The organism is Mycobacterium sp. NGS59, from assembly GCF_059812345.1.
Genome location: NZ_JCALCN010000004.1, coordinates 1 through 15494 on the forward strand (window position 1 = coordinate 1; position 15494 = coordinate 15494).

A 15494-nucleotide genomic window follows, 5' to 3' on the forward strand; every position below is an offset into this window, starting at 1 on the left:
ATCCCCCGACTGAAGTCGAGGGCTTGCGCCGAAGAAAGCTTCGGTCACGCTTGGACGTCGGCCACGACACCGCGCATCGGCTAGGAGTCGGACTTCGGCGGCAGTTGCGCGGGACAGTAGACGCCCGCCGCGATAGCGGTGAACCGGGCGGCGTTCTCTTGCGACAGACCGGGATTCGCTCCCTGGAGCATCTGGACGACCTCGACTCCCGACTCACCCGATGCGGCCATGTCGCACACGGCTTTTCCGGTGGTGATCACGCTCGCGGGGTCCTTGTACTTGATTCCGGCCGCGTTCAGGGATACCAGCAGGGCTTGGTCCTGGCTGGGATCTGCGTGCACCGGCGCCGCTGCGGCAGTCAGCGCGACGAGACCGGTCAATGCCAGCAGCACCCTCATAGCTTGGTGATGGTCCCAGAGGTGGACCGCACCCGCATCTCGAACGGAAGGCCAGCGCAGCCAGCCGTCAACCCACGGTTGACTCAGGCCACCGCGTCAACCTATCGTTGACGGCATGGTCGAACCGACTCAAATTGCCTACCCGGTCCGCCTGGACGATCTGATCGACGTGATCAAGACCGTGCACACCGGCGCACTGGACCAACTGACCGACGCCGTCCTGGCGGCCGAAAGCCTCGGCGAGATCGCCGACCACCTGATCGGGCACTTCGTCGACCAGGCCCGCCGTTCGGGTGCCTCCTGGACCGAGATCGGCAAAGCGATGGGCGTCACCAAACAGGCCGCCCAGAAGCGATTCGTACCCAAGGCCGACGCCGCTCCACTGGACCCCGATCAGGGCTTCTCACGGTTCACCCCCCGGGCCCGCAACGCGGTGGTCGCTGCCCAGAACGCCGCGCACCAGGCCGGCAACAACCAGATCGCACCCGACCATCTGCTGCTTGGCGTTCTTGCCGATCCGGCCGCACTGGCCACCGCGCTGCTTCGACAACAGCAGGTCGACACCGAAGCATTGGGTCAGTCCGTCGAACTTCCTGCGCGCGCCGAGGAAGTACCCGCGCTGATCCCATTCAGCGGACCCGCACGCAAAGTGCTCGAACTGACCTTCCGCGAGGCACTCCGGTTGGGCCACAACTACATTGGCACCGAACACATGTTGCTGGCGCTACTCGAACTCGAGGACGGCGCCGGGCCGCTGCACCGAGCGGGCGTCGACAAGCAACGGGTCGAGACCGATCTGCGGGTCGCCCTACAGTCACTGACCACCGGCGGGCCCAACCCAACCTGAACAATCCCCTCCCCTCGGCGTCACCGCATGTGTAATCATGCGATGATGCGCCGCTGGTTGATCGTCCTTTCCGCCTTCCTCGTCATGGGGTCCGGCGTGCTGTCGGTGGATGCCGCGCTGCCGCGCGCCCACGCCGGCGACGCACCGATCGGTCACCTGGGCGACACCTTGCGGGTGGACACCGGCACCTATGTCGCCGACGTCACCGTCACCAGCGTGGTGCCGGTCGAACCGCCGCCGGGATTCGGCTACACGCGCAGCGGCGTCCCGGTCAAGAGCTTCCCCGACAGCACGGTGGCCCGCGCCGACGTGGTGGTTCGTGCGGTACGGGTGCCCAATTCCTTCATCATGGCGAACAACTTCAGCTTCGACGGGGTCACGCCGTTCGCCGACGCCTACAAGCCGCGGCCGTGCGACGCCCCCGACTGGCTGGACGCCGCCCTGGCCAGCGCGCCGCAGGGTTCGGTGGTGCGGGGCGGGGTCTACTGGGACGCGTATCGGGACCCGGTGAGCGTGGTTGTCCTGCTGGACCGCAAGACCGGCGTGCACCTGGCGCAATGGAATCTCTGATCTGAAGATCGAACGCGCCGATCCCGGTGACGCCCAAGAATTGGCCGACGTTGCCGCGCGCACCTTTCCGTTGGCTTGCCCTCCGTGGTCGCGTCCGCAGGACATCGCCGCGTTCGTCGACACCAATCTGTCGACGGCCTGTTTCGCCGCGTACCTGAACGATCCCCGGCGCGCGATATTCGTCGCCCGCGAACAGAGCCGAATCGTCGGTTACGCCATGCTGATTCGCGGTGTTCCCGACGACGAGAACATTCAGCGCGCCGTGCCGCTGCGGCCGGCGGTCGAATTGTCGAAGCTGTACCTGTTGCCCGACTTTCATGGCAACGGTGTGGCCACGGAGCTGATGAACGCCGCAGTGGCCACCGCCGCAGCATGGGGCGCCCGCTGCATGTGGCTCGGCACCAACGAGAAAAACACCCGCGCACTGCGTTTCTACGTCAAGAGCGGCTTTGCGATCAACGGCGCCAAGACGTTTCAGATGGGCGAGTTCGTCGAAGACGACCACGTCATGATCCGGGAAATCCCCCCGCCGTGAGCGCCAGCAACCGCGACGTGGCCCGCAGGTACTTCTTGCGGTAACCACCGTCCAGCATCTCGTCGCTGAAGACGGTGTCCAGCTTCGCCCCGGAGGCAACCACCGGAATGCCTGCGTCGTACAGCCGGTCGGTCAGCGCCACCAACCGCAACGCCACGTTCTGGTCGTCGAGACGGTGCACGCCGGTCAGAAACACCGCCGTCACGCCCTCGATCAACGTCAGGTACCGGGACGGGTGCATCGTGGCCAGGTGCGCGCACAGCGCGTCGAAGTCGTCCAGCGTGGCCCCCGGCCGATCGGCGGCGCCGGCGGCTACCTCCTCGTCGGACAACGGCGGCGGTGCCGGCGGCAGGTCGCGGTGCCGGTAGTCGGGTCCCTCGATCCGCACGGTGCTGAAAATGCTTGCCAGCGTGTTGATCTCACGCAGAAAGTCCTGCGCGGCGAACCGGCCCTCGCCGAGTTGTTCGGGCAGCGTGTTGGATGTGGCGGCCACCGACACACCGCGCTCGACCAAAGACGACAGCATTCGCGAGATCAGCGTGGTGTTGCCCGGATCGTCGAGTTCGAACTCGTCGATACAGACCGCGGTGTAGTCGGCCAGCAGCTCGATGCATTCGGCGAAACCGAAAACCCCGGCCAGCTGGGTCAATTCACCGAACGTCGCGAACGCCTTGGGTTTGTCGTCGGGCAGTTGGTAGTACGCCGACGCCAGCAGATGCGTCTTGCCGACGCCGAAACCGCCGTCCAGATACATCCCGACGCCGGGCAGCACCTCGCGGCGACCGAACAGCTTTTTGCGGCCTGCCCGTCGCTGCTCGGCCTGCTCGCAGAACTCCCGGCAGGACGCGACGGCGGCGGCCTGGGTGGGTTCAGCCGGATCCGGTCGGTACGTCGCGAAGCTGACGTCGGCGAACGTCGGCGGCGGCCGCAACTGGCCGATCAGCCGTTCCGAGGACACCGACGGGTGCCGATCCACCAGGTGCCCAACCTCCCCCGAATCGGCCCCGTGCATGAAGGAACTGTATCGGCGTGTTGCAATCAACCTCGTGTCCGAGTTCGACGCCACGCTGCGACTGCTCGGCCCGGCGCGCGAAGTCGGCGACGCCGAACTGCCTCAGCTCTACTTCTATCCCCCGGACCGCAGCTGGGTCCGCGCGAACTTCATCACCAGCCTGGACGGCGGTGCCACCGTCGAAGGCCTCAGCGGCGCCCTGGGCAGCGCCGGTGACCGGGCCGTCTTCGTGGTGCTGCGCGAACTTGCCGACGTCATCGTCGTCGGCGCGGGAACGGTGCGCTCGGAGGGTTACGCCGGTGCGCACCTGAGCGTGGCCGCGCGCCAACAGCGGCAGGCCCGTGGCCAGGGCGAGGTGCCGCCGATCGCGATCGTCACCAAGACCGGCCACCTGGACCACGAATTGGCCGTCTTCACCCGCACCGAGGTGGCCCCGCTGGTGCTGACCTGTGCCGCTGCCGCCGACGACGTCCGCCGGCGACTGGCCGGACTGGTCGACGACGTCGTCGCCTGCTCGTCCGACGATCCCGGCGAGGTCGATGTGGCCACCGTCGTGACCGCCCTGCAGTCCCGCGGCCTGTCGCGCATCCTGACCGAGGGAGGGCCCACCCTGCTGGGTGCGTTCATCGAACGCGACCTGCTCGACGAGCTGTGCCTGACCATCGCGCCCTTCGTCGTCGGCGGCGTGGCCCACCGCATCGCCGCGGGGCTGGGCCAGGTGCAGACCCGGATGCGCTGTGCCCACGTTCTCGCCGACGACGCCGGCTATCTGTACGCGCGCTACGTCAGGGAGTAGTCGGGGGGTCCCGCTACTGTGGTCCGCATGAGTCGGCGCATCATGCCCGCCACGATCCTGATCGTGGTGGCCGCCATGCTGTCCGGCTGCGTCCCGCTTTTCGGCGCCGACCCCCGGTTCGCCACCAATTCCGGAGCCCGCCCGCAGGGCGTGTCCACCACCAAACCGCCGCCCAGCGGCCCGGCGCCGATCGCGGTACCCAAGAACGACCTGTCCTGGCGCGACTGCACGTCCAAGGTCAACGCCGACGCCGGTGTACCCGGCGCACCCGGGGTCAAGCTGGAATGCGCCACCTTCGACGCCGACCTCGACCCGGTCAACGGCAGTTCGGGATCGGTGAGCATCGGCGTCGTCCGTGCCCGCTCCGGCCAAACCCCCAAGGACGCCGGGCCGCTGATCTTCACCACCGGATCCGACATCGCGTCCTCGACGCAGCTGCCGGTCTGGCTGTCCCGCGCCGGGGCGGACGTGCTGCGCAGTCATCCCATCGTCGCCATCGACCGCCGCGGCATCGGCACGTCGAGCCCGATCGACTGCCGCGACCGCCTCGACCGCGAAGAGATGCGCGACCAGGCGCAGTTCCAGACCGGCGACGACCCGGTGGCCAACCTGTCTGAGGTCTCCAACACGGCCACCACCAACTGCACCGACGCGATCGCGCCCGGCGACTCCGCCTACGACAACACCCACGCGGCGTCCGACATCGAGCGGCTGCGCAACATCTGGGACGTCCCCGCGGTCGCGCTGATCGGCATCGGCGACGGCGCGCAGGTGGCACTGACGTATGCCGGGTCCCGCCCGGACAAAGTGGCCCGGCTGATCCTGGACTCGCCGGTCGCGCTGGGCGCCAGCGCCGAGGCCGTCGCCGAACAACAGGTCAAAGGTCAGCAGGCCGCGCTCGACGCGTTCGCCGGACAGTGCGTGGCGGTCAACTGCGCTTTGGGACCCGACCCGAAAGGCGCCATCAGCGCGCTGCTGTCGTCGGCGCGCAGCGGTCAGGGCCTGGGCGGCGCCTCGGTGGCCTCGATCGCCATGGCCATCACCACCGCGCTGGGGTTCCCGGTCGGCGACCGCGTCGGCAACACCACCAACCTGGCCAACGCGCTGGCCGCCGCCCGCTCCGGCGACATGAACCAGCTGAACAACCTGATCAACCGCGCTGAGACCGTCCAACACAGCGACGGGCAGTTCGTCAACGACTGCAGCGACGCGGTGAACCGGCCGACTCCGGACCGGGTGCGCGAGCTGGTGGTCGCCTGGGGCAAGCTCTACCCGCAGTTCGGCACCGTCGCGGCGCTCAACCTGGTCAAGTGCGTGCACTGGCCGACCGGTTCTACGCCGCAGCCTCCCAAACAGCTCAAGGTCGACGTGCTGTTGCTGGGCGTGCAGAACGACCCGATCGCCGGCAACGAAGGGGTCGCGGCGACGGCGGCCGCCGTCATCAACGCCAACGCCGCCAGCAAGCGGGTGATGTGGCAGGGCATCGGCCACGGCGCCAGCATCTACTCCTCCTGCGCGGTTCCGCCGCTGACCGGCTATCTCGACAACGGCAAGCTGCCCGGCACCGACACCTACTGCCCCGCCTGAACGCCCCGTAGTACGGTGCGCTGGTGACGGCAGCTGACTCGACCAGAACCGGCTTGCGGGAATCCGCGCAGGCCGCTTTCCGTCCCGGTCCCACGAGCACCGCATCAGTCCTTCGGGCAGTGCTGTGGCCGGTCGCCATCCTCTCGGTGCTGCACCGCAGCATCGTGCTGACCACCAACGGAAACATCACCGACGACTTCAAACCGGTCCACCGGGCGGTGTCCAATTTCCGGCACGGCCTGGAGATCTACAACGAGCATTTCGACTACGTCGACCCGCACTACCTGTACCCGCCGGGCGGCACGCTGCTGATGGCGCCGTTCGGGTATCTGCCGTTCGCGCCGTCGCGCTACCTGTTCATCTCGATCAACACCGTGGCCATCCTCGTCGCCGCCTACCTGCTGCTGCGGATGTTCAACTTCACGCTGTCCTCGGTGGCGGCTCCCGCGCTGACCCTGGCGATGTTCTGCACCGAGACGGTGACCAACACGCTGGTATTCACCAACATCAACGGCTGCATCCTGCTGCTCGAGGTGCTGTTCCTGAAGTGGCTGCTCGACGGTAGGGCCAGCCGGCAGTGGGCGGCCGGACTGGCGATCGGGCTGACGCTGGTGCTCAAACCGCTGCTCGGACCGCTGCTGCTGTTGCCGCTGCTGAACCGGCAGTGGCGGGCGTGGGTCACCGCGCTGGTCGTGCCATTGGTCGTCAACCTCGCTGCGTTCCCGGTGGTGCCGCACGCGACGGACTTCTTCACCCGCACCCTGCCCTACATCCTGGGCACCCGGGACTACTTCAACAGCTCGATCCAGGGCAACGGCATGTACTTCGGTCTGCCGACCTGGCTGATCGTCGGGCTGCGGCTGCTGTTCACCGCGATCGCGATCGGCGCGTTGTGGCTGCTGTACCGCTACTACCGCACCCGTGACCCGCTGTTCTGGTTCACCACGTCCTCGGGCGTGCTGTTGCTGTGGTCGTGGCTGGTGTTGTCGCTGGCCCAGGGTTACTACTCGATGATGTTGTTCCCGTTCCTGATGACGGTGGTGCTGCCGAACTCGGTGATCCGCAACTGGCCGGCCTGGCTGGGGATCTACGGCTTCATGACCCTGGACCGCTGGTTGCTGTTCAACTGGATGCGGTGGGGCCGCGCGATGGAGTACCTGAAGATCACCTACGGCTGGTCGTTGCTGCTGATCGTGACGTTCACGGTGCTCTATTTCCGCTACCTGGACGCCAAGGCGGAGAACCGGCTGGACGACGGCATCGATCCGGTGTGGCTCACCCCGCCCGCCGACCGCGCTAGCGTGGAAGCAGCACCCGTACCAGATCTGGGAAGGAGCGGCGCGACGTGACCGACATCGCCCGTCCGAAACTGCAGCTGTCCGACGACGAGTGGCGCAAGAGGCTCAATCCGCAGGAGTTCGACGTGCTGCGCCGCGCCGGCACCGAGCGTCCGTTCACCGGCGAGTACACCGCCACCAAGACCCAGGGCATCTACCAGTGCCGGGCCTGCGGCGCCGAATTGTTCCGCAGCACAGAGAAATTCGAGTCGCACTGCGGCTGGCCGTCGTTCTTCGACCCGTCGAGTTCCGACGCGGTGATCCTGCGCCCCGATCACTCCTTGGGCGCGATCCGCACCGAGGTGCTGTGCGCGAACTGCCACAGCCACCTGGGCCATGTGTTCTCCGGCGAGGGTTACCCGACGCCGACCGATCAGCGGTACTGCATCAACTCGATCTCGCTGCGGTTGGTCCCGGACCAGGCTTGAGGCCCCCTAGCCGGCTGCTGCGCCGAGTGGGAATCTGGCGACACGCAATCGGCGTGTCTCGTCGTGGAATTCACCCTCGGCCGGCGCGTCAGGGCAGCGCGTTGACCAATTGCTCGACCCCCACCCGCGGCCCGGTGAAGAAAGGCGTCTCCTCCCGGGTGTGCCGCCGGGCGTCGGTGGCGCGCAGTTCGCGCATCAGGTCGACGATGCGGTCCAGTTCGGGCGCCTCGAAGGCCAGGATCCACTCGTAGTCGCCCAACGCGAACGCGGGCACCGTGTTGGCGCGAACGTCCTTGTACTCCCGCGCGGCCATCCCGTGCTCGGCCAGCATGCGGCGCCGCTCCTCGTCGGGCAGCAGGTACCACTCGTAGGACCGCACGAACGGATACACGCAGATGTAGTTGCCGGGGTCCTCACCGGCCAGGAACGCGGGAATGTGGCTCTTGTTGAACTCAGCCGGGCGGTGCAACGCCACGCTGCTCCACACCGGCGTGCACGCGCGACCCAGCGTGGTGGTGCGCCGGAAGTCGGCGTAGGTCGCCTGCAGCGCTTCGACCCGCTCGGCGTGGGTCCAGATCATGAAGTCGGCGTCGGCGCGCAGACCCGCGACGTCGTAGAGACCGCGGACCACGACGCCGCGTTCCTCCTGCTGCTTGATGAAGGTGGCGGTTTCGTCGACGACGGCTTCGCGGTCCTCGCCCAACTCGCCTGCCTTCACCGAGAACACCGAGAACATCAGGTAGCGGATGGTGGCGTTGAGGGCGTCGAAGTCGAGGCGTGACATGCCTTCTATGGTGCCATCACGCTGGCGACCGCCCGGCCGGCCGCCCCGATGCAGGCCGGCACACCGATCCCGTCCAGATAGCTGCCCGCCACGGCCAGTGTCGGCGGCAGGCCGGCGCGCAACTCGGCGATCAGTCCGGCATGCCCGGGCCCGTACTGCGGCATGGCGTCGATCCAGCGCTGCACCCGGGCGTCGAGCAATTCGACGGACAGATCGAACACGTCGACCAGGTCGCTCAGCGCCCAACCCAGCAGCTCGTCATCAGACGCTCGCACAGCGAGGTCGTCGCCGAATCGTCCGAACGACAGCCGCAACAGCTGCACCTCCCCTGCCATCCCCCATTTGCGCGACGACAACGTGATCGCCTTGGCGCGCAAGCGTTCTCCGGTGGCGACCAGCACACCGGACGACTGTGGGAACGGGGTCTCGGCCGGTACCGCGAGCGCTACGACCACCGACGAGGCCGTCAGGATCCGGGAGGCGGCCGACGACGCGGAAGGGGCCACCGTCTGAACCAGACGCGCGACCTCCGCCGCCGGAACCGCCAGAATTACGCCGTCGGCCTGCCAACAGCCACCGGTCGAATCGCGCAACGTCCAGCCCGGTTCCAGCGCGTCGATCCCGGCCCGAACCCACCGGACGCCGCTGCGCTTCACCAGCTCGTCGAGCAGCACCTGGTAGCCGCCTCGCAGCGAGCCGAACACCGGTCCGCCGCCGGCCGGCGGCAAGACGCCCCGTAACGCGTCGGTCAGGCTGGCCGCACCGCGGTCCAGCGCCGCCGCCACGCCGGGAACCGCCGCGCGCAACCCGATGGTCGCCGCCGAGCCCGCGTACACCCCGCCCAGCAGCGGGTCCACCGACCGGGCTACCACCTGCTCGCCGAACCGGTCGGCCACCAACTCGGCCACCGCCGGGTCGCTGCCCGGGGTCCAGCGCAATGCCCGTTCGGGTTCGGCTTCGATGCGCGCGACCGTCGCCTCGTCGACCAGACCCACCACTGAGGCGGCCGACGAGGGGATCCCGGCCACCGTGTCCGACGGCAAAGGATTCAACCGTCGCCCGCTGTAAATCAGCGGCCGCACCCCGGTGCTGGCCCGCTGCTGATCCGACAGGCCCAGTTCGGCCAGCAGCGCCGGCATCTCGGGACGACGCAGCACGAACGCCTCGGCGCCCAGGTCCATCGGCTGCCCGCCCACCAGCTCGGTCCGCAGCACCCCGCCGAGCCGGTCTGCCGGGTCGAACAGCGTGATGTCCGCATCGGCATCGGCCAACCGCAGTCGGTACGCTGCCGTCAGCCCCGAAATGCCGCCGCCCACAACGCAATACGAGCGGGCTGTCATAGCGAGTGGACCAGCGACACCAACTCGGTCAGCACACCGGGATCGGTCTCCGGCAGCACACCGTGACCGAGGTTGAAGACATGTCCCGCAGCCCCGGCATCGACGGCGCGGCGCCCGTCGTCGACGACGGCCCGCGCCACCCGCTCGGTCACCGCCCAGCCGGCCAGCACCACCACCGGATCGAGGTTTCCCTGCAGCGCCGTGCCGGGAACGACCCGGGCGGCGGCGTCACTCAACGAGGTCCGCCAATCCACCCCGACCGCGCGAGCACGTCCCGGCTGCACCGCCTCCGACATCGCGCCCAGCAATTCCGCGGTGCCGACCCCGAAGTGCGTCATCGGCACGTCATGTTCGGCCAGCGTGGCGAACACGCGCGCGCTGTGCGGCAGCACGTACTCGCGGTAGTCGGCCAGCGACAGCGTCCCGGCCCACGAGTCGAACAGCTGGATCGCGTCCACGCCGGCACCGATCTGGCCGCGCAGAAACTCGATGGTCAGGTCGGTCAGCCTGGTCATCAACGCATGCCAGTTGGCCGGTTCGGCCAGCATCATCGCTTTAGTGCGGGCATGGTTGCGGCTCGGCCCGCCCTCGACCAGATAGGACGCCAACGTGAACGGTGCCCCGGCGAACCCGATCAGCGGAACGTCACCCAATGCCGCCACCAGCAGGCCGACAGCATCCAGCACCGGCTGAATCGCTTGCGCATCAAGGGGTTTCATGGCTTCGATGTCTGCGGTCGTGCGGATCGGGTCGGCGATCACCGGCCCCACGTCGGGAACGATGTCCAGGTCGATGCCGGCCGCGCGCAACGGCACCACGATGTCGGAGAACAGGATCGCCGCGTCGGTGCCGTAGCGGCGAATCGGCTGCAACGTGATCTCGCATGCCACCTCGGGCTCGAAGCAGGCCGCCAGCATGCTGTGCCGTTCCCGCAACGCCCGGTACTCGGGCAGCGAACGCCCGGCCTGCCGCATGAACCACACCGGTGTGCGGGTGGGCTTACGACCGGCGACCGCGGCCAGGTAGGGCGACTGCGGAAGGTCACGACGGGTACTCATCGGCATCAATGCTGCCACGCGGCCGCGGCGGCCCGGCCCGTAACATCACGCCAATGCCCGCCACCTACGACGACTTCCCCAGCCTGCGCTGCGAACTCACCGGTAACGGCCTGCTCAACCTGGTGCTCGACGCACCCGGACTGAACTCGGTTGGCCCGCAGATGCACCGCGACCTCGCCGACATCTGGCCGGTGATCGACCGCGACCCCGCGGTGCGGGTGGTGCTGGTCCGCGGCGAAGGCAGGGCGTTCTCCTCGGGCGGCAGCTTCGAGTTGATCGACGAGACCATCAACGACTACGAGGGCCGGCTGCGCATCATGCGCGAGGCCCGCGACCTGGTGCTCAACCTGGTCAACTTCGGCAAGCCGGTGGTGTCGGCGATCACCGGCCCGGCCGTCGGCGCCGGACTGGTGGTGGCGCTGCTCGCCGACATCTCGGTGGCGGGCCGGTCGGCGAAGATCATCGACGGACACACCAAGCTGGGCGTGGCGGCAGGCGACCACGCCGCGATCTGCTGGCCGCTGCTGGCCGGCATGGCCAAAGCCAAGTACTACCTGCTCACCTGCGAACCGCTCGACGGCGAAGAGGCCGAGCGCATCGGCCTGGTCTCGACCTGCGTCGACGACGGCGACGTGCTGGCCACCGCAACGCGGCTCGCGGAGAACCTCGCGGACGGCGCCCAGAACGCGATCCGCTGGACCAAACACAGCCTCAATCACTGGTACCGCATGTTCGCACCCGCGTTCGAGACCTCCCTCGGCCTGGAATTCATCGGGTTCGCCGGCCCCGACGTGCGCGAAGGCCTGGCCGCGCACCGGGAAAAGCGGCCCGCCCGCTTCAATGAACGCCGCGACAGCTGAGTGCGGATCGGCGCGCCTGATTTCGCTGGTTGGACGATGGGTCTACCGTCGGAAGCTGTGAGGCGGGCCCACAACGATGCGAAGCGCGGCTTAGAGCTGGAGCTGCGTTCATGACCTCGGCCGAACCCCAACCGTTCCGCGAGGCGGTCGCGGCGATGAACGCCGTCACCGTGCGTTCAGAGATCGAGCTGGGCCCCATCCGTCCCCCGCAGCGCCTGGCGCCCTACAGCTACGCGCTGGGGGCCGAAGTCAAACACCCCGAACTCGACATCGTCCCCGAGCGGTCCGAGGGCGACGCCTTCGGTCGGCTGATCCTGCTGTATGACCCGGAAGGCTCCGACGCCTGGGACGGCACCTTGCGGCTGGTCGCCTACATCCAGGCCGACCTGGACTCGCACGAGGCCATCGACCCGCTGCTGCCGGAAGTCGCATGGAGCTGGCTGTCCGAGGCGCTGGATTCGCACACCGAACACATGACCGCGCTCGGCGGCACCGTCACCGCGACCACGTCGGTCCGCTACGGCGACATCTCCGGTCCGCCTCGCGCGCACCAGCTGGAACTGCGCGCATCCTGGACGGCCACCACCCCGGACGTGAGCAGCCACGTCCAGGCGTTCTGCGATGTGCTGGAGCACGCGGCGGGTCTGCCGCCGGCGGGAGTCACCGACCTGAGCTCACGGTCACGCGCCTGACATGCCTGCGGAGACTGATCCGCCGGGTGGCACCGAACCCGAGCCCACCCCGCTGTTGCACCCGGCCGACGGCATGCCCGACCTCTCCGTCACCGCCCGCCAGATCGCCTCGGCCGCAGCGCAATTGGACCGCGGACGCGGCCCGTTCGCGGTGGACGCCGAACGGGCTTCGGGTTTCCGGTACTCCAACCGGGCCTATCTGATCCAGATCCGGCGCTCCGGCGCCGGCACCGTGCTCATCGACCCGGTCAGTCATGGCGGTGACCCCCTGACGGTGCTGCAGCCGGTCGCCGAGGTGCTCGGGCAGGACGAATGGATTCTGCACTCCGCGGATCAGGATCTGCCCTGCCTGGCCGAGGTCGGTCTACGGCCGCCGGCGCTCTACGACACCGAACTGGCCGGACGGCTGGCCGGCTTCGACCGGGTGAACCTGGCCACCATGGTCGAACGGCTGCTCAGCCAGGGACTGGCCAAGGGGCACGGTGCGGCCGACTGGTCCAAACGGCCGCTGCCCCCGGCGTGGCTCAACTACGCCGCCCTGGACGTCGAACTGCTCATCGAGCTGCGCGCGGCGATCTCCGACATCTTGGCGCAGCAGGGCAAAACCGATTGGGCCGCACAGGAATTCGAGTATCTGAGAACGTTCGAGGACCGGGTGGCCCCGATCACCCGCCGGGACCGCTGGCGGCGCACGTCGGGCATCCACAAGGTGCATGATCGACGGGCGCTGGCCGCGGTGCGGGAATTGTGGACCACCCGCGACCGGATCGCCGAGCGCCGCGACATCGCGCCGCGGCGGATCCTGCCGGATTCGGCCATCATCGACGCCGCCATCGCCGACCCGGCAACGGTCGACGACCTGACCGCACTGCCGATATTCGGCGGGCGCAACCAGCGTCGCAACGCCTCGATGTGGCTGTCGGCGTTGCAGAAAGCGCGGGCGAACCCGGATCCGCCGCAGGTGGCGGATGCGCCGTACGGTCCGCCGCCGCCGGCGCGGTGGAGCCGGCGCAAACCCGATGCGGCCGCCCGGTTGGAGGCGGCCCGTGCGGGGCTGGCCGAATTGTCGGAGCGGGTACAGATCCCGGCGGAGAACCTGATCGCCCCCGACCTGGTGCGACGGCTGTGCTGGGAATGGGACACATTGGCGCCGGCGTCCGGCACCACCGATGCGGTCGCGGTCACCGAGGGATATCTGCGCGCCGGGCAGGCCCGGCCGTGGCAGCGCGAACTTGTAGTGCCGGTGCTGAGCGCGGCGGTGCTGCGGGCAGCGCAACCGGAAAGTTAGTCGAGCTGCTCGCTGATCTTCGTCTGCTCCACCGGCGAACTCGCCAGTGCGGCAACCCAACCCGTGATCCGGCGAGCCACATCCTGGTCGGTGAGTCCCAGATCGGCCAGCACCTCGCCCCGCGACGCATGGTCGTAGAAGTCCTGCGGCAACCCGACATCGCGGCACGGGACGTCGACGTCGGCACGCCGCAACGCCGCCGACACCGCGGAACCGATACCGCCGGCCACCCCGTTGTCCTCCAACGTCACCAGCAGCTTGTGCTCAACTGCCAACTCGCGCAACACCTCCGGCACCGGCAACACCCAGCGCGGGTCGATCACCGTCACGCCGATGCCCTGCTTGTGCAGTCGCTTGGCGACCGCGAGGGCCATCGACGCGAACGGGCCGACCGCGACCAGCAGCACATCCTTGTTCAGGCCCGCGGCCGGGAGCGCCAGCACGTCCACCCCCGCAAGACCCGCGCCCCGCCGTTCCAGGGCCGGAATGTCCTCGCCCACATCGCCTTTCGGGAAGCGCAACGCCGTCGGTCCGTCGTCGACATCCAGGGCTTCGCCGAGTTCCTCCCGAAGCCGGGCGGCGTCGCGCGGGGCGGCCACCCGCATGCCGGGCACGACGCCCAGGATGGACAAGTCCCACATGCCGTTGTGGCTCGGGCCGTCGTTGCCGGTGACACCGGCGCGGTCGAGCACCATCGTGACCGGCAGCTTGTGCAGCGCCACGTCCATCATGATCTGGTCGAACGCCCGGTTCAGGAACGTCGAATAGATCGCCACCACCGGGTGGATGCCGCCCATCGCCAGCCCGGCCGCCGATGTCATCGCGTGCTGCTCGGCGATGCCGACGTCGAACAAGCGGTCCGGGAAGGCTTCCCCGAACGCCTTCAACCCGGTGGGACCGGGCATCGCGGCGGTGATGGCGACCACGTCGCGCCGGGTGCGGCCGATCGCGATCAGCGCGTCGGCGAACGACGCGGTCCATCCGGGCCCGGCGACCTTGGTGGACAGGCCGGTCAGCGGGTCCAGCGGTCCCGTCGAGTGCATCTGCTCGGCCTCGTCGGCCTCGGCGGGGCCGTAACCCATCCCCTTGCGGGTGACGACGTGCACGATCACCGGGCCGCCGAAGCCGCGGGCGCTACGCAGCGCGACCTCCACCGCACGCTCGTCGTGACCGTCGACCGGGCCGACGTACTTCAAACCGAGGTCGGTGAACAGCAGTTGCGGCGCCAGGGAGTCCTTGATGCCGGCTTTGACGCTGTGCATGAGGTGGTAGGCGGCCTCGCCGACCAGCGGCACCGACCGCATCGCGTTGCGGCCACGCTCCAGCAGCTGTTCGTAGGCCGGCTGCAATCGAAGCGTGGCCAGGTGATCGGCGACGCCGCCGATGGTCGGGGCGTAGCTGCGTCCGTTGTCGTTGACGACGACGATCACCGGCCGGTTCGAAGCGGCGATGTTGTTCAGTGCCTCCCAGCACATGCCGCCGGTGAGCGCGCCGTCGCCGACGATCGCGACCACGTGCCGGTTGCGGTGCCCGGTCAGTTCGAACGCCTTGGCCAGGCCGTCGGCGTAGGACAGCGCCGCGCTGGCGTGGCTGGACTCCACCCAGTCGTGCTCACTCTCGGCCCGCGACGGATAACCCGACAGGCCGCCCTTCTTGCGCAAGGTCTCGAAATCCTGCGCGCGCCCGGTCAGCATCTTGTGCACGTAGGCCTGATGACCGGTGTCGAAGATGATCGGGTCGTGCGGCGAATCGAACACCCGGTGCAGCGCGAGCGTCAGCTCGACGACACCGAGGTTCGGGCCGAGATGTCCCCCGGTGGCAGCAACCTTGTGGATCAGGAACTCGCGGATTTCCTGCGCCAGGTCGCGAAGTTGCTGTTGGGAAAGGTGCTGCAGATCGGCGGGCCCCCGGATCTGTTCGAGCATCAGGCCAGTCTACGCAGCAGGCACGAGAGCGACACTC

15 protein-coding genes and 1 pseudogene are annotated in these 15494 nt (G+C 68.6%); 10 read left to right on the forward strand and 6 right to left on the reverse strand.

The genetic code is table 11. The features are described 5' to 3' along the window. Positions 1-80: 80 nt before the first annotated feature. Positions 81-392 carry a DUF732 domain-containing protein gene (locus AC5Y46_RS06520; RefSeq protein ID WP_499946249.1) on the reverse strand — a complete coding sequence of 104 codons (312 nt, stop codon included), beginning with the start codon at positions 390-392 and terminating at the stop codon, positions 81-83. Positions 393-513: 121 nt separating this feature from the next. On the opposite strand from AC5Y46_RS06520, the gene AC5Y46_RS06525 reads away from it, so the two are divergent. Genes AC5Y46_RS06525 through AC5Y46_RS06535 form a run of 3 tightly spaced genes read left to right on the forward strand, consistent with a single transcriptional unit; the run spans position 514 to position 2350 of the window. Next, the gene (locus AC5Y46_RS06525) at positions 514-1245 is read left to right on the forward strand and encodes a Clp protease N-terminal domain-containing protein (protein ID WP_499946250.1); all 732 of its coding nucleotides are present in this window, start codon (positions 514-516) and stop codon (positions 1243-1245) included. A gap of 45 nt (positions 1246-1290) precedes the next feature. Further along, complete coding sequence (locus AC5Y46_RS06530; protein WP_499946251.1) at positions 1291-1815, forward strand: hypothetical protein; 525 nt, start codon at positions 1291-1293, stop codon at positions 1813-1815. Between the two features lies 1 nt (position 1816). Beyond that, positions 1817-2350, forward strand: a complete 534-nt coding sequence (locus AC5Y46_RS06535; protein ID WP_499946295.1) for a GNAT family N-acetyltransferase — start codon at positions 1817-1819, stop codon at positions 2348-2350. Here the strand turns inward: AC5Y46_RS06535 and zapE are convergent. Next, on the reverse strand, positions 2322-3362 hold the full coding sequence (zapE, locus tag AC5Y46_RS06540) for a cell division protein ZapE (RefSeq protein ID WP_499946252.1): 1041 nt from the start codon (positions 3360-3362) through the stop codon (positions 2322-2324). The genes AC5Y46_RS06535 and zapE overlap by 29 nt on opposite strands. On the opposite strand from zapE, the gene AC5Y46_RS06545 reads away from it, so the two are divergent. From AC5Y46_RS06545 to msrB, 4 genes are read left to right on the forward strand one after another with little or no spacing between them, the layout of a single operon-like run. Continuing rightward, positions 3361-4158 carry a pyrimidine reductase family protein gene (locus AC5Y46_RS06545; protein WP_499946253.1) on the forward strand — a complete coding sequence of 266 codons (798 nt, stop codon included), beginning with the start codon at positions 3361-3363 and terminating at the stop codon, positions 4156-4158. The genes zapE and AC5Y46_RS06545 overlap by 2 nt on opposite strands. A 27-nt stretch (positions 4159-4185) precedes the next feature. After that, complete coding sequence (locus AC5Y46_RS06550; protein WP_499946254.1) at positions 4186-5745, forward strand: alpha/beta fold hydrolase; 1560 nt, start codon at positions 4186-4188, stop codon at positions 5743-5745. 20 nt (positions 5746-5765) lie between these two features. Then, complete coding sequence (gene aftC / locus AC5Y46_RS06555) at positions 5766-7094, forward strand: arabinofuranan 3-O-arabinosyltransferase (RefSeq protein WP_499946296.1); 1329 nt, start codon at positions 5766-5768, stop codon at positions 7092-7094. 5 nt (positions 7095-7099) lie between these two features. Continuing rightward, on the forward strand, positions 7100-7510 hold the full coding sequence (gene msrB / locus AC5Y46_RS06560; RefSeq protein WP_499946297.1) for a peptide-methionine (R)-S-oxide reductase MsrB: 411 nt from the start codon (positions 7100-7102) through the stop codon (positions 7508-7510). A gap of 88 nt (positions 7511-7598) precedes the next feature. On the opposite strand, the gene hemQ is transcribed toward msrB, so the two are convergent. Genes hemQ through hemE form a run of 3 tightly spaced genes read right to left on the reverse strand, consistent with a single transcriptional unit; the run spans position 7599 to position 10692 of the window. Then, a complete protein-coding gene (hemQ, locus tag AC5Y46_RS06565) occupies positions 7599-8294 on the reverse strand; it encodes a hydrogen peroxide-dependent heme synthase (RefSeq protein ID WP_499946255.1) in 696 nt (231 codons plus the stop codon). Positions 8295-8299: 5 nt separating this feature from the next. After that, a complete protein-coding gene (locus AC5Y46_RS06570; RefSeq protein ID WP_499946256.1) occupies positions 8300-9634 on the reverse strand; it encodes a protoporphyrinogen oxidase in 1335 nt (444 codons plus the stop codon). Continuing rightward, a complete protein-coding gene (hemE, locus tag AC5Y46_RS06575) occupies positions 9631-10692 on the reverse strand; it encodes a uroporphyrinogen decarboxylase (RefSeq protein ID WP_499946257.1) in 1062 nt (353 codons plus the stop codon). The genes AC5Y46_RS06570 and hemE overlap by 4 nt, the downstream gene beginning before the upstream one ends. Positions 10693-10745: 53 nt before the next feature. On the opposite strand from hemE, the gene AC5Y46_RS06580 reads away from it, so the two are divergent. The 3 genes and pseudogenes from AC5Y46_RS06580 to AC5Y46_RS06590 all read left to right on the forward strand — a co-directional run bounded on the left by AC5Y46_RS06580 (position 10746) and on the right by AC5Y46_RS06590 (position 13532). Continuing rightward, positions 10746-11552 (forward strand): enoyl-CoA hydratase/isomerase family protein, encoded by an 807-nt coding sequence (locus AC5Y46_RS06580; RefSeq protein ID WP_499946258.1) that lies wholly within the window; start codon positions 10746-10748, stop codon positions 11550-11552. 36 nt (positions 11553-11588) lie between these two features. After that, positions 11589-12244 (forward strand): annotated as a pseudogene (locus AC5Y46_RS06585) (DUF3000 domain-containing protein). Between the two features lies 1 nt (position 12245). After that, positions 12246-13532 carry an HRDC domain-containing protein gene (locus tag AC5Y46_RS06590; RefSeq protein WP_499946259.1) on the forward strand — a complete coding sequence of 429 codons (1287 nt, stop codon included), beginning with the start codon at positions 12246-12248 and terminating at the stop codon, positions 13530-13532. Here AC5Y46_RS06590 and dxs read toward each other — a convergent pair. Next, positions 13529-15457 (reverse strand): 1-deoxy-D-xylulose-5-phosphate synthase, encoded by a 1929-nt coding sequence (dxs, locus tag AC5Y46_RS06595; RefSeq protein ID WP_499946260.1) that lies wholly within the window; start codon positions 15455-15457, stop codon positions 13529-13531. The genes AC5Y46_RS06590 and dxs overlap by 4 nt on opposite strands. Positions 15458-15494: the final 37 nt, after the last annotated feature.